15 protein-coding genes are annotated in these 14,524 nt (G+C 38.4%); 3 read left to right on the forward strand and 12 right to left on the reverse strand.

What is annotated here, in order from left to right:
* Positions 1–163 precede the first annotated feature (163 nt).
* A complete protein-coding gene (locus IAE19_RS13215) occupies positions 164–1,387 on the reverse strand; it encodes an MFS transporter (protein WP_200461384.1) in 1,224 nt (407 codons plus the stop codon).
* A 106-nt stretch (positions 1,388–1,493) separates the two neighbouring features.
* On the opposite strand from IAE19_RS13215, the gene IAE19_RS13220 reads away from it, so the two are divergent.
* Positions 1,494–2,267, forward strand: a complete 774-nt coding sequence (locus IAE19_RS13220; RefSeq protein ID WP_200461415.1) for an AraC family transcriptional regulator — start codon at positions 1,494–1,496, stop codon at positions 2,265–2,267.
* Positions 2,268–2,278: 11 nt separating this feature from the next.
* Here IAE19_RS13220 and IAE19_RS13225 read toward each other — a convergent pair whose 3' ends face one another.
* Both IAE19_RS13225 and def read right to left on the reverse strand, forming a co-directional pair.
* The gene (locus tag IAE19_RS13225; RefSeq protein ID WP_200461385.1) at positions 2,279–3,562 is read right to left on the reverse strand and encodes a glutaminase; all 1,284 of its coding nucleotides are present in this window, start codon (positions 3,560–3,562) and stop codon (positions 2,279–2,281) included.
* A gap of 171 nt (positions 3,563–3,733) precedes the next feature.
* Positions 3,734–4,216, reverse strand: a complete 483-nt coding sequence (gene def / locus IAE19_RS13230; RefSeq protein ID WP_200461386.1) for a peptide deformylase — start codon at positions 4,214–4,216, stop codon at positions 3,734–3,736.
* A gap of 250 nt (positions 4,217–4,466) precedes the next feature.
* Between def and IAE19_RS16660 the strand changes: the two genes are divergently transcribed.
* Both IAE19_RS16660 and IAE19_RS13235 read left to right on the forward strand, forming a co-directional pair.
* Positions 4,467–4,670: an amino acid transport protein gene (locus IAE19_RS16660; RefSeq protein ID WP_227610941.1), complete on the forward strand. Its 204-nt coding sequence runs from the start codon at positions 4,467–4,469 to the stop codon at positions 4,668–4,670.
* Positions 4,671–4,797: 127 nt separating this feature from the next.
* Positions 4,798–6,114 carry an MFS transporter gene (locus tag IAE19_RS13235; RefSeq protein WP_200461387.1) on the forward strand — a complete coding sequence of 439 codons (1,317 nt, stop codon included), beginning with the start codon at positions 4,798–4,800 and terminating at the stop codon, positions 6,112–6,114.
* Between the two features lie 21 nt (positions 6,115–6,135).
* Here the strand turns inward: IAE19_RS13235 and IAE19_RS13240 are convergent, their stop codons facing one another.
* The 9 genes from IAE19_RS13240 to IAE19_RS13280 all read right to left on the reverse strand — a co-directional run bounded on the left by IAE19_RS13240 (position 6,136) and on the right by IAE19_RS13280 (position 14,506).
* Positions 6,136–6,735, reverse strand: coding sequence for an alpha/beta hydrolase (locus IAE19_RS13240; RefSeq protein WP_200461388.1), 600 nt, complete (start codon positions 6,733–6,735; stop codon positions 6,136–6,138).
* Between the two features lie 59 nt (positions 6,736–6,794).
* Entirely contained in the window at positions 6,795–7,067 is a 273-nt protein-coding gene (locus IAE19_RS13245) for a hypothetical protein (protein WP_200461389.1), read from the reverse strand.
* Entirely contained in the window at positions 7,064–7,642 is a 579-nt protein-coding gene (pnuC, locus tag IAE19_RS13250) for a nicotinamide riboside transporter PnuC (RefSeq protein ID WP_200461390.1), read from the reverse strand. Before pnuC ends, IAE19_RS13245 begins: the two co-directional genes overlap by 4 nt.
* A gap of 80 nt (positions 7,643–7,722) precedes the next feature.
* Positions 7,723–8,856 (reverse strand): acyltransferase family protein, encoded by a 1,134-nt coding sequence (locus IAE19_RS13255; protein WP_200461391.1) that lies wholly within the window; start codon positions 8,854–8,856, stop codon positions 7,723–7,725.
* 237 nt (positions 8,857–9,093) lie between these two features.
* Positions 9,094–9,507: a poly-beta-1,6-N-acetyl-D-glucosamine biosynthesis protein PgaD gene (pgaD, locus tag IAE19_RS13260; RefSeq protein WP_200461392.1), complete on the reverse strand. Its 414-nt coding sequence runs from the start codon at positions 9,505–9,507 to the stop codon at positions 9,094–9,096.
* 28 nt (positions 9,508–9,535) lie between these two features.
* On the reverse strand, positions 9,536–10,798 hold the full coding sequence (gene pgaC, locus IAE19_RS13265; protein WP_200461393.1) for a poly-beta-1,6-N-acetyl-D-glucosamine synthase: 1,263 nt from the start codon (positions 10,796–10,798) through the stop codon (positions 9,536–9,538).
* Between the two features lie 12 nt (positions 10,799–10,810).
* A complete protein-coding gene (gene pgaB, locus IAE19_RS13270) occupies positions 10,811–12,883 on the reverse strand; it encodes a poly-beta-1,6-N-acetyl-D-glucosamine N-deacetylase PgaB (RefSeq protein ID WP_200461394.1) in 2,073 nt (690 codons plus the stop codon).
* 389 nt (positions 12,884–13,272) lie between these two features.
* Positions 13,273–13,665, reverse strand: coding sequence for a hypothetical protein (locus IAE19_RS13275; RefSeq protein WP_200461395.1), 393 nt, complete (start codon positions 13,663–13,665; stop codon positions 13,273–13,275).
* Between the two features lie 499 nt (positions 13,666–14,164).
* Positions 14,165–14,506 (reverse strand): FKBP-type peptidyl-prolyl cis-trans isomerase, encoded by a 342-nt coding sequence (locus tag IAE19_RS13280; protein ID WP_200461396.1) that lies wholly within the window; start codon positions 14,504–14,506, stop codon positions 14,165–14,167.
* Between the last annotated feature and the right edge of the window lie 18 nt (positions 14,507–14,524).

Consider the following 14,524-nt stretch of genomic DNA (forward strand, 5'->3'; position numbering starts at 1 on the left):
TTACACATTTTTTTATTATATATTAATCTCTATCAAGAAAGTGGAATAGCACAAATCTTGCTCACTGATAGTCTACAACCGATTTGCACTATTTATGAATAATATGATTAAAAAATCTCTCAACCTGATGAGATTGAGAGATCCATAAAAGATTTCCAAAGAACTATTTCACATGAGTCTTTGGTAAAAAGAATGTTGCCAAGCCAAGTAATGGCAAATACGAACATAATTTGAAGACCCATTCAATCCCGTTTACATCTGCTAAATGCCCAAGTCCTGCCGCAGCAATCCCACTCACTCCAAACATTAAACCAAACATTAATCCTGAAATCATTCCAACACGTCCCGGAACCGCTTCCTGAGCATATACCACCATCGCAGCAAAAGCCGAAGACAATACTAACCCCGCAATAATCGAAAGAATCGTCGTCCAGAATAAATCGGCATAGGGCATCATCAAGGCAAATGGTGCCATGCCAGCAAAAGAGACCCAAATTACAGCTTTACGCCCAATTTTATCGCCAATAGGCCCGCCTGCAAATGTTCCCACTGCAACAGCTGCCAAGAAGGCAAATAAATGGAGTTGTGCTGTTTGCAAGCTCACATGGAATTTATGAATAAGATAAAAAGTAAAATAGTTACTAATACTGGCAATATAAGTAAATTTAGCAAACATCAATAAACAAATCGTGCCAATAGCCAGCGTTAATTGACGGCCATGCAATTTACTACTGGCATTGACAATACGCGAAACAGCTTGAGTTTTGGCATGATGTATCGTCCATTGGCTAACACGAGTCAGGATCCAGATTGCCAATAATGCAAAAATTACTAACCAAGCTACAGCATGCTGGCCAAATGGCACAATAATCAGGGCAGCCAATAAAGGCCCAATTGCAGTGCCTGTATTACCACCGACCTGAAACGTAGATTGAGCTGTACCAAAACGTCCGCCCGAAGCCATACGTGCCACTCTTGAGGCTTCAGGATGAAAGGTCGATGAACCGACCCCTATCAAAGCTGATGCGACCAACAATATCGTAAAAGTTGGCGAAAATGCGAGCAACAAAATGCCAAGAAACGTCACACACATACCCAGTGGCAATAGATAAGGTTTTGGATGTTTATCGGTATAAAGCCCAATCCAAGGTTGTAATAATGATGCAGTTACCTGATAAACCAATGAAATCAGACCAACTTGGGTAAAACTCAAAGCAAAGTTAGCTTTGAGCATTGGATAAATTGCAGGAAGTACTGCCTGAATCAAATCGTTGAGTAAATGTGCAATGGCTACAGCACCTACAACTTTAATTATCATCACTTGCGGCTGAGTATTTACAGCCACACTTTCCACGACATTTTCTTTCAACGGTATTGAAGACGTCATCCCAAGAAACTCCAATCATTGTTTAACTAATGTTGCTATTGTAATGTGTCGCTTATACAGCTATCTTCCAATAATCATTGTATAAGTGACATTTTCTTTTTTTCATATGACTCTTTCTCTTGTACCCTCTGAATTAATGATCGGGCTTTCCTCAGAACATCGCTATCGAGAAGTGACATACGCCCATGCACATTTACAGGCACAGCTTCTGTATGCCTCTAAGGGCGCAATTCAAGTTTTTACAGGCCATCAAGTCTGGATTATGCCACCCATGTGTGCATTATGGATTCCTCCACGTGTTGAACATAGTGTTATTTCCTTAAGTCATGTTCAATTAAACACCGCTTTGGTGGAAGAAAATGCAGCTAAAGCTATGGGAAAAAATTGTTTTTTAATTCGAGTGAGTAATTTATTACATGAATTACTCATTCGTTTTAATGAACTCGATCAGCTTCGAAAAAGTGATCCTTCTATTTCACAGGAAATTTCCCATGCTCTACAAATTATTATTTTTAATGAAATTCAAAGAGCTAATTCTTTAGCCGTACAAATCCCGTGGCCTAAAGAAAAACGCCTGATTAAGATTTGTGAAACACTTTTGCAATCGCCAAATCAATTAAAAGATTTAAATACATGGGCCGATGAAATTGGCACTAGTTCACGCACGCTAATGCGTATGTTTCAGAAAGAAACAGGGCTTTCTTATCGTGCATGGATTCAACAAATGCATATCGCATTGGCTTTAAGCAAAATTGCAGATGGATTATCTGTAAGTCAGATTTCTGAGTCTTTAGGATATGCCAATGCCAGTGCATTCAGTGCCATGTTCAAACGCCATTTAGGCAAGACCCCACAACAATTTAGAACTGAGATACGATAAAGCGACCTCATTTAATCAGAAAAATCTTCCTGATTTTGCATTAAATCATCCATGTCCTGATAAACATGTAACACTCGGTCTTTATGAGTTCGAGCATGATCAAGACGCTGTTCAGGATCAACCAAAAGTAAGCTATGACCGTCATCAATTAACCGATCCATGCCTTCCAGAAACATTCGTTTACCCACCTCATGGATGAGTGAAATTTGGGTCAGATCAATGATAATTGTGCTTTTATCTACAGGCTCGTGTTGAAAAGTACGTAATAACATTTCAGCTTCGGTAAACTTCAACACACCACGCAGCACATATACACTCAGCGATGCATTTTTTCCAGTTCGATAATGACTTTGTACTATGGTTTGTGCCGAAGGCGTACCTTCCATCAAATGTAATCCCATATCACGTGATAACCGTTCCATCATATCAATCCCGCGTATACTATTGCCATGTACATCCAGTTTTGGTGAAAAAACGGCGATACTAACCTGCCCTGGTAATACACCCAATATGCCACCAGCCACTCCACTTTTGGCTGGAATACCCACGGTTGTTAACCAGTCACCTGCGGCATCATACATACCACAACTCATCATTACACTGAGGACTTGGCGTACCACTGAACGGTTTAATAGGCGCTTCCCAGTTTTAGGATCAACCCCGCCATTTGCAAAAACACTTCCCATCCGAACAAGATCTTTGACTGTGACCAGAATTGAACATTGGCGAATATAACCATTCACAATATCAACAGGATCTGCTTCCAGAATGCCAACTGTTCTTAGCATATAACCGATCGACAAATTACGGTAAGCTGTTTTAATTTCAGAGCAATAAACGGAATCATCAAAACTTAATTTACGCCCTGCTAACTCACTCATAAACTCACGTAAAATTTCTGCACTTGGCAGACCCTCTTTAACTGGAATCAGAGAATGCGTAGTAATTGCACCAGAGTTAATCATCGGGTTTTTTGGACGACTATCTTTCCCCAGTGAAATTTCATTAAATGCCTCTCCTGAAGGTTCAACACCCACTTTTTCCAACACTGCATCAATTCCCATTTGTTGCAATACATAGGCATAGGTAAACGGTTTAGACATTGACTGAATGGTAAATTCAATTTCATCATCTCCGACAGAATAAATCTCGCCATCGACAGTGGACATGGCTAAAGCCAATCGATCTGGATTAGCATTTGCTAACTCTGGAATATAATCAGCCAAATGTCCGCTGTTATCTATATCGCAAGCATCTAAAACGTGGGCCAAATAATCTGGAAGAGGCGTTTTCATAACAATTAACCTGCACTATTCTTCATTTGTTATTTAATTTTTATCGTACAGGGTATTGATAATATTAAAATTATATCTTTTGTAATGATTTTCAATCAGAAACTCTTAAAATACATATATAGCAATTTAAGGATCTTTCCATTCATCATAGAATTTTAAAAATGTAAACGACTAAATCACCCGTTCTACAAATAAGATGCCATTCAAATGATCCACTTCATGTTGCACAATACGCGCAGGAAACCCCGCATAGTTAGTTTCGTACCATTCTCCCTGTAAAGACTGATAACGCACTTTGACTGAATAAGCACGTTCTACTTCTCCACGAGCATTTGGCACACTGAGACAGCCTTCTTCACCCAGACACGTTTCATGAGAAAATTCTAAAATTTCAGGATTCACCATCACCACAGCATCCATTTCAGGCGCATCTGGATAACGGAGATTCGGCCGCGAAGCCACGATAATAATTCTTTTGGAAATATACACTTGTGGTGCAGCAATACCGACACCATTTCGTTGCAGCATAGTATTATGCATGGCAGCAGCGAGCTGCATCAACCATTCACTATTAAATTCTGAGTCAGCTACAGATGCCGCCTGAATAGTTAAGACTGCTTCGCCACGTTGAGCAACAGGTAAAATGGTGTTCATCTCACAGACCTATGGTTATTTGATTGATATTTTGCGACTGAAACTTCACCATAGCAAGTAAAGTGCAATATCACTGTCTAAAAATTTATTGTTTTTAAAATATCCCAAAATCAGTTGAAATATTCACTTCTCAAAACGAGCCATGTGAGATTTATTATGGGCTATTTTTAAAAAATTAGTATTCACTTAATCTTGTATTCAGCTTTAACTTCTAAGCTGGATGATAGAAAAATACATAGAAATCGAAGCCATGAATACCACGCAACTTTTGTTAGGACTCATCTTTAGCTGTATTGGCTTAGGCTATTTTTTATATGGAAAAAAGCAAAAAGTGATTGTGCCTTTCGTATGTGGCTTGGTGCTCATGATTTTTCCTTATTTCGTTGAAAATATAACACTGCTGAGTATCATGGGAATCCTCTTATCTATTATCCCGTATTTTGTACGTTTATAACGGGCAATAGTTCATCTACATTTAGTTTCCAAGTTCTTGTTACTTTTACAGATCGTGAATGATTTACTTTTCATTTAAATTTCAAGTAATATCAATTCACTTATTTTATTCATTGAATCATTCCAGCATGGATGCTACTCCCCATCTTTCCCGTCAGGATAAACGTACACTTGCACTTTCCTCATTGGGTGGCGCACTAGAATTTTATGATTTTGTCATTTATGTATTTTATGCAAAGATCATTTCGGATTTATTTTTTCCAAGTACTCTAAGTCCTTTTTGGGCGATGTTAAATACCTATGGTATTTTTGCAGCAGGCTATTTTTTCCGCCCATTAGGCGGCGTGGTCATGGCACATTTTGGTGATCTGGTTGGACGTAAACGGCTTTTTTCCCTGTCTATTTTGTTAATGGCACTCCCCACATTAGTGATCGGCATTCTGCCTACATTTGAAACAATCGGTTATTTAGCGCCCGTCTTATTATTGTTTATGCGTGTAATACAAGGTATCGCTATTGGGGGTGAAATTCCTGCTGCATGGACATTCGTCTCTGAACATGTTCATGAACAGCGCATTGGACTCGCAAATGGTTTATTAACCGCAGGTTTGTCTTTAGGAATATTACTTGGTGCACTGATGTCTTTATGGATTTCATTGCAGTTTACTGAAACGGTCATACATGAGTGGGCATGGCGAATTGCCTTTATCGCAGGGGGAGTTTTTGGATTATTTGCCTTATATTTACGCAGTTACTTGAAAGAAACACCTGTATTTAAAGCCATGCAAGCCCGTAAACAATTGTCCAAGGAATTGCCTGTCAAACAAGTCTTGGTCAATCATAAAGAAGCAGTTGTTATTGGCATGTTATTTACATGGTTTTTAACGGCTTGTGTCGTCGTGATCATTCTGGCAATGCCTAATTTGCTTACCACCGTTTTTGGCTTTGATCGTGCTAGTGCGTTTAAAATGCAAAGTGCGGCTATTATCATGCAAATGATGGGCTGTATTCTGGCTGGAACATTGGCAGATCGTTTTGGCTGCGCCAAAGTCATGATGGCTGGAGCAACTGCCTTGGCTATTATGGCGGCGGTTTTTTATAACAGTCTTGGACATGCTAACCACACCACCATTTTCATATTATATATGCTACTTGGTTTGTGCTCAGGAACGGTGGGCATGGTGTCATGCAGTATGGTCAAAATGTTCCCTGCACCTATTCGTTTTTCAGGTATTTCATTTTCATATAATGTGTCTTATGCGATTGTGGGTGGATTAACCCTCCCCTTTATTCAGATATTAAGCCAATACAGTAAGATCGGTGCCATGTACTATATTTTTACATTGGCAATCATGGCTTGCCTAACGGCAGTAATATTTAAAAAGAAATTTGAGCCTTCAAAAACCGTAAACCCTCATCATTCAAACCTATCAAAAAGCTCGTGAATAACCACGAGCTTTGATTCTTTAAAGTGATTTGAGAAACTCCAAACCACGCTTAAGCTCTAGTTCATTCACTGAATGTCCCAAGCCTTGATAAATTTCTAGTTCAACATTAAAACCTGCTTCACGTAGTGCTTTAAACGCATCCTGACTTTCATAAACAGGAATAACTTCATCCGCTTCACCATGCATTAGCGTAATTTTAGCAGACTGATTAGCATTCGCTTCAATCGGTGAAGCCAAACGACCCGAAAAGCCAATTACGCCTGCAATTGGCCAGCGACCCGAAGCGACTGCATCCAGAGACATAATGGTTCCTTGTGAGAAACCACAGAATACAACCTGATCGATTTTATCTTTAAAATCGTGTTCATCCAAAATTCGCTGGACTGTCTGATCAAAATACTCGCGTGCCTGTTCGATGCGCTCAAAACGATTTTCTTCTGTAATGCCGGTTAGACTGAACCATTGAAAAACTTCATGACTCTGCATAAAGGGAAAAGGAGCATTTGGAGAAGCAATGCTTAAACCTTCGATCTGGCGTTGCCAATATTGTGCAATCGGCAATAAGTCTCGCCCATTACTCCCAACCCCATGAAACATGATTACCAGTTTCTCTGCCATCTCATCTCACCTTTATGATTCAACTTTCTCTAGTTTAATTCGCAATTGGCATTGATATTTCATACATTCATATTAATCTTGTAATACCCATGATATATTTCGATGTTTAATTTTTTTAATTTGTATTGAATTATAATACAAAATTCTTCCGCACCATCATCTAACCCCGAGACTGCCCAAGTTGTACCTTGTGGAAAATCATTTAACCATTTTGCTTTGTATACATCGGACACAGAATCAAAATCCAGATAATGCTCAGGTGTTTGGCAAATTTTTTCGGCTAATTGGTCAAAACATTGCTGTTTATGCTGTTCCAGAATAATAATCGTCATATCGATAATTGAATCTGCTGCTTACGTTTTACTTGTTCCCATTGCCACCAGCCAAAAGCAGCCATCCCCACAAATGCTGCATATAAGCCCGCAGTAAGATATAAATCTTTATAAATAAACATGCCAACATAAACAATGTCGACAAAAACCCACAAAATCCATGTCGCAATGTGTTTACGACTAGTCCAATAGGTCGCTAACAAACTAAACGCGGCCAGCTGAGAATCCAGCATTGGTACGGCGGCATCGGTAAAATGCTTTAATGTGAGTCCGAAAACAATCCCTGCCACTGCGGCAAGTGACATCTGAAAAATCACCAATTTAACAGAAATAGCTTCAATTCGAATGTCATGATCGACTTGTTTACCTTTCAACCAATGATAAAACCCGTAAAAGTTCACCACCATAAAGAAAAACTGCAAAATGGTTTCGCCATACAACTTAAACGTAAAAAATAAATAAGCATACAAAACGAAAGCTAAAAAATTGAACCACCAGCACCACATATTACGTTTAATGGTTAAAGCCACACCAATCACGCTGATAATCACTGCAACAATCTCAAGTGGAGACATGCTCTTTACGTCAAAAAATGGAAAGCACTATTATGAAATGTTTCTGAGTCTACGCAAATGATTTCTATTCGCTAAACGGATTATTTTAAGACCCAGTCGGATAAACGATTACTTATATTAATTGCCAAGGCATCGACATAGCGGCTATATAAATCAGCAAAAAGGATCAATGCAATAAAGAATATTAAAATCGAGCAAATTGCAGCTGAGTCGTAGCCCCAGCCTAAAGCCATAAAACAATTAAATACGGGTAAACATACACAATACATTAAAAGTAAATGAAGTAAATAAATAGAAAATGACAGTTTGCCGAGATAAACACAGACACGATTATCCAGCTTTTTCGATAACATTGGATTCATTAAAATGCTATAAACAATCAAAATCCCTGCGAGAAAATTACAATACTCATAAGTTTTTTCTCCAACCAAAGCATAAATCCAGTGATAAGCAGAACTTGTATTATGTGCCCCAGCAAAATAAAGACCCAGTGCTAATATGGAAATGGCGAGTATTGATGAACGAATGATACGACCATACAGAAATATCAGTGAACCAATTAAAAAACACAGTAATCCCAAATACAGTTCTTGGCTTTGAAAGAAAATAGTAGTGGTCGGAAACAGTAATATGAGGGGTAAAAATAAGCGTTTTTCCAGACTATAAATATACAGCAGACCAAATAATAAAAATGAACCCAGTAATTCGACCTGCATCGTCCATAACACCCAGTTCAGACTGGATTCTGCAAATAAAAAAGAGCCAATGGTGCCTTCATAGATCGCTTGAGAAAAGCTAATATTTTGGCTGGCTAAAACCTTCAACCAATACTGTACCTGAGAACCATCAATATCACTAAACTGTAAAGCCGCCCAGAGTAAAATACAGGAACCCAAAGCTGGAATCGCTAACCGTGGATAGCGTTTGACCATCATAGATTTTAACTTTGATTGCATGTTGCGGCTATTACAAACCACATAAGACAAAATAAAGCCGCTTAAAACAAAAAATACATAAACCGCAGCAGTGCCAGAATACCAAAATGCAAAAGGCGAATGATGAATAAAATGCACTAACGTATTACGAGCAACATCATGTTCATCAAAATGATGTAAATAAGGATAAAAACTTAAGCTGAGATGCGAAAATACCACCGCCAGACAAGCCAACCCGCGAATGCTTTCAACTGCATTAAGTTTGGTAAACTTATCCATTACGAGATATCTTCATCTTTGAGTTGCATGATCCTGATAAATTCCATTTCATGAGGTAGGCTGACTAATGATCGGCCATCATTGATATTTGACGTATTATAAATAAACCACTCACAGCTTATGTTTCACTACGACTGACTTATACAGTATCCATGTAAATACATGCGACCAATGTAAATGCCAGCTTGTTATACAACAAACTGGCATTTGTCATTTTAATCTAATTGACCCAATCATTTAATCGATATGTGTGATCCGACCAGTCTCATCATGATGCACCACACTAATTTTTTGTGCACGTCCATGATGAATTTGGGTTTCATCCAGTTCAAAATAACGTGCATAATCCGTCACATCTTTTTCATGCAGTCGTTTAACACTTTTTGCAGGAATATAATTACTCCATAGCAAAAGTGCCACTGCACAAGCAATCAGGGAAGTAATGCCATGTTCCAGTCCAAGACTTAAGGCATGGAAAATCTGATGAATCAGATGACTTTTTTCCAGCTCAATTAAAGCCCAGACCAAAATAAATGGACGCCACAAAAGTAACCACGCGCCCCACATCATCATGGTTGAGGTATTTGATACATAGCGTCTGTGCCATGGCAATTGATGGCGCACGTCGATAATCAAATTGTTAGATTTCATGAAATTTTCTCGAAAACATGCTTAATATCTACATGCGCATGCCACGGTCAGGACTGACCCAGCGCGCGCGTTTTTCGTCACCACGAAGGAGGACTTTAGGAAAGGCCACGATTGTAGCAGTAATGGTGATTAACCAAAACACAAACGGGTACCAAATCATCCAGTAGTAGTTTTTACCAAGATTAGGTTCATAGCGGCTGTCCATCCATTTGCTCAGTGCAAATTGAAGTAAACAGGTCGCACCTAATAATATTCCACTGCCATAAGGTAAAAATGGCGAGCTGATTCCAGACAATTCTCCAAGCGGCACTATAAAATGCAGTAACCAGAGAATAGCCATAATTAACATCAAATATGACCAGACCAATGTCAGACATAATTCAAACATAAGTGGCCATAAAAAATTCAGTTTTGGCTTAAGAAACACATCCAGATTTTTGACTAAAACCTGTGCGCCGCCCATTGCCCAGCGTAAACGCTGTTTCCATAGACCATTTAAGGTTTCTGGCATTAAGATCCAGACCAGTGCATTCGGTTCAAAACGAATATCCCAGCCCGCACGTTGCAATTTCCAAGTAATATCAATATCTTCAGTCAACATATTAGGTGACCAATACCCGACCTCATGTACGGCACTTTTACGAAAGGCTGTAATGACACCCGATACCGTAAATAAACGCCCGAAACTACGTTGCGCACGTTTGATCATTCCCACAATTGAGGAAAACTCACCCACCTGAATCCGTCCCAATAACGTTGAACGAGTACGAATACGAGGATTACCTGTCACCGCAGCCACAGTTCGATCTTGCAAAAAATGACGAATCATCCATTTAGCTGCATGAGGATCTAATAAAGCATCCCCATCAATTCCAATCAGAAACTCAGCCTGAGTCAACAAGCTGCCTGCCTGCAATGCAACAGCCTTACCCTGATTTTGTGCCAAATGAACCACACGTAATTTTTCATGCTGTTCGGCCAACCGATCAAGCACTTCAGCTGTGTTATCCGAACTTCCGTCATTGATGGCAATGACTTCAAAGTTAGGATAATCCAGACCTAAAGCATGGCTAATGGTTTCTTCTGCATTATCCCCTTCATTAAAGCAAGGAATAAGTACAGCAACCATTGGATAAACGTCTAATTCAGCAGGTTGCTGATATGGGGGCTCTTTACGCTCTTTCCAATAAAAGATCAGCGCCCCCATCATCCACAAATATGACATAAACAGCGGATAATAGAACACAAAGTTCAGTGCTGAATGCCATAAATGCTGTAAGGTTGTTGACATGGTCAATTCCTGCTACGGGACTAACTTTGAAGGTTTAGTCGCAAATACATCATGCAACATCTGGGTATCAGGATGATCTTTGAATGGATCATCAGGATAATATCCCACGTGCATAGCACCCTGGCTGTACAGGGAACGAATCGTATCGACAAGCTCCTGCGATGGCACAGGTTGATTGGTGCGCCAGTTAGTAGCCTGTAATTCAAATACGGTTTTCTTAATTCCATTCGGATATTGTTTTACACGTTTAACAATATCCTGATAAAACTTGGTTGGATTGTCTGCTTGCTCCATATAAGGCATGGCCATAATCGCAGTAAAATCATAGCGTTTTAGTGACTGCTCCAGAGATTGGGAATACCAGTTCTCTGCATACGGAGATAAAGCAACTTGCGCATACAGATTGCGCGCAGTCATTAAATAGGGCTGATAATAACGCACATCTGAAGCCAACTTCATTGCAAAGTTATCAATCGTCTTGATTTTGAAATCCGTCCATTTTGATAACAAAGCATCATCGTTACGGATTTTTTCAAGATCCGTTGGCAAACCAGCTTTTGCATATGCCTTTAATGCATCGGGACTGGCATCTTCATAATCAGATAATGTTGTATCATCATGGAATAGTATACCATCAAATGTGGAATATTTTGCCAAGTCTGTATAAATACCTTCAATCACTTTACGTGCTTCTGGTGAATATGGACTTAAACGAATGTAGCCCATATTGAGATGATCGCTATTTTTCGGCTGCTGAGTTACCACTAGTTTTTTAGAGGCAGGATTATTTTTAGGTAGTTCCCACGCCATGAGTGGCATCCATGCATAAACACGATTTACACCAGTGCGAGTCGAAATCTGCCAAGCTACACGGTTAAATAAATCGGCGCGCATTGGAATATAGCGATTTGGGAAATACACCATATCCGCAGAACCATTGGCATCTGGATCAGAAAAAGCCTGCAAATACACGGTATTTACCCCAGATTCACGAATTCGATCTAGAACATGACCTAGATTACGCTCAATCTGAGCTGGATCAGGATCATAAATATAATCTAGATCGATATGCATAATTTTTTGCGGACGATTATTATCCGTCAGGTTCATTTGGCGAGTTAAAATATCCTGTGCCAAATCATCGGTACTCTCACCTTTCATCACCAGAATACGACTTAAATGACCTAAAGATTTGCTTACGTGATCAGGGCCGTCATCCAGGGTAATAGTAATTGGCATGCCTAATTTTTTGGCAATACGCACGGTTTCCATATTATAGCGACCATACGGCCAAACCATAACGCGTGGCGCACGAATGCCATTTGCCTTAAATATTTCAATATTTTTCTTTAAATCGTCACTAATGCGTTTTTCATAAGCACGATCCGACTCATAAGTTTTAGTTTTTGCATCATAAATACGCGTTGTAGCCGCGGGTTCAGAATTACCCTGAGGATTACCATTTACTCCATGATGAAGATCATAACTGTGGCTGCCAATTTCAATCAGGCCACTATCCTGCATTTCTTTAATTTCTTTCCAGCTTAATAATTTGCTACGGTCCAGCTTTTCATCACCAAACTGCACCATTTTATTCGGCTTAACTTCAAGCCATTTACCCACCACCGCCAAAACCGCAGGGATTTTTCGAGCTTTTAAAATTGGGTATGCATATTGATAGAAAGATTGATAACCATCATCCACAGTCAATAAAACAGGTTTTGGAGGTAATTTAAGTTTACCTTCATTGGCTTTAATTAATTGATCTACACTTATAAAGTGATAACCATTTTTAATCAGCCAATCCAAATGCATTTCAAAACGCTGTGGAGTCACAGCATAATCTGGAATAACAGCTTCTTTAGATGTAATTTCGTGATAACCAATAATTGTTAAAGTTGACACATCAATTTGTGGTTCTTCTTCTGGTGCTTCACCTGTATGAGGATCAGTCACAGCTGGTATCTCCGATGCTGTAGGAAGATCAGTGGTTACCGATTCTGCATGGGCATAACTTATTCCAATAGAACTGAACAATAATGAAATGCTCAAAGTTAAAGTTTGCAAGGGAAAGCGTGTTTGCATAGAAATATCATCTTTCAATTCGGGTTATTTTCTGAAGGCTTTGTCTCGTCGAAAATGTCTTTTCTACTGACCACAATCCATTGCTTTTTGACAGAAATCCATCAGGCTTTTAACAGTGTCCGTTATACTAATCAAATCTGAAAAGAAACTTAAAATTTTTTGTAGGTTTTTCTTAACTTTACAGTCATATTTCAAGATATAATTATTTTTAAAATAAATATTCAAACATTTGTTTTTGTACAAAATTCACTCAAAATAAGATAAATTATTTTGTAAGTCTTGCATAAAAAAGATGGCAAAAAAGCCATCTTTTTTATAAGTAAATTACATTAAAGTCTAATAAGTAAACTCAACTTTGCTCAATAATACGATCTAAGTTTATAGCTGAATTAATATTCAATCATTGCAAAATTAGGATTTTCAGCCATTTGCTCCAAATAATAACGCTCTTTTTGGTACAAATATTTATATAAGCGATTAATCCACTGTCCACGGCGGAAGATTTTGATTTTTTTATTAACACCATCATAATCCAGGAGTGTAATCCGCTCAGCATCTTGTAATAACGTAATACGATAATTAGCAGATTGATGCGGATGCATGGATAATGTCTCTTTAATCAATTCAACTTTACGATCCTCATCTAGCCAATAATGTTTATCAAAATTGACTTTTTCCTGCACCCATAATCCTGAATACTCTTCTTGATTAGTATCGATCATAAAAAAATGATGTAACTCTTTTAAAAGCTCTGTGGCGGTTAAGTCAGAATAATCATTCATAGTCGTCATCTCTTATTGTTGCTTTTATCTTGGTATTAAAATGATCCTAAGTCGGCACACTTAGTTTCAAAATAGGGCTTTTGCCTATTAATCTAATTTTACACAAATAAAGGCCAATTAAATCACATAAATTTGTTGTAAATTTATTGAAATATTCAATCCGCCTTTTCAAACCTGCTTAGAAGTACATTATGAAAAATTTATTTTTATATTTAGTGTACCCAACAGGGTAGAACCTTTTAATTTAAACAAAGAGCTAAATGTATCACTGCAAATAAGATTGACATTTGTGATGAAAATAAGTTGATCACTACAAAAAATTGAGGTCTAAAATAATAAAAAATAATCTTTTTATTGTAATAACTTTACCAATATTAGTTCAGGCTTTATTCAATACAGCTACTAAGTAATCATCAGTTGGAATATGCATCAAAGCAGCATACCAAATCGTTCTTTGCATGAAGATTCAATATGTTACTTTGAGGCATGACTTGAGCACTCAGTCATCACGTGTTTTCACATCAAACAATTCAATCTCGAAAATCAGATTTGAGTTTGCAGGAATAAGTTTACCCATTTTACGTTCACCATAAGCCAAATGAGAAGGAACGATTAATTTACGTTTTCCGCCCACTTTCATTCCTATGATGCCCTGATCCCAACCCTTAATGACACGGCCGGTTCCAATCACACATTCAAAATAGTTTCCGCGATCCATTGAAGCGTCAAACTTGGTTCCATCTTCAAGCCAGCCTGTATAATGTGTAGTAATTAAGGCGCCTTTAACTGCTTCTTTACCCTCACCCACTTTTAAATCAATAATTTCCAGTTCTTTAGTCATGACAAATTCTCCAGATAA

This window comes from Acinetobacter sp. S40, from assembly GCF_016624705.1.
In the GTDB taxonomy this organism is placed as follows: Bacteria; Pseudomonadota; Gammaproteobacteria; order Pseudomonadales; family Moraxellaceae; genus Acinetobacter.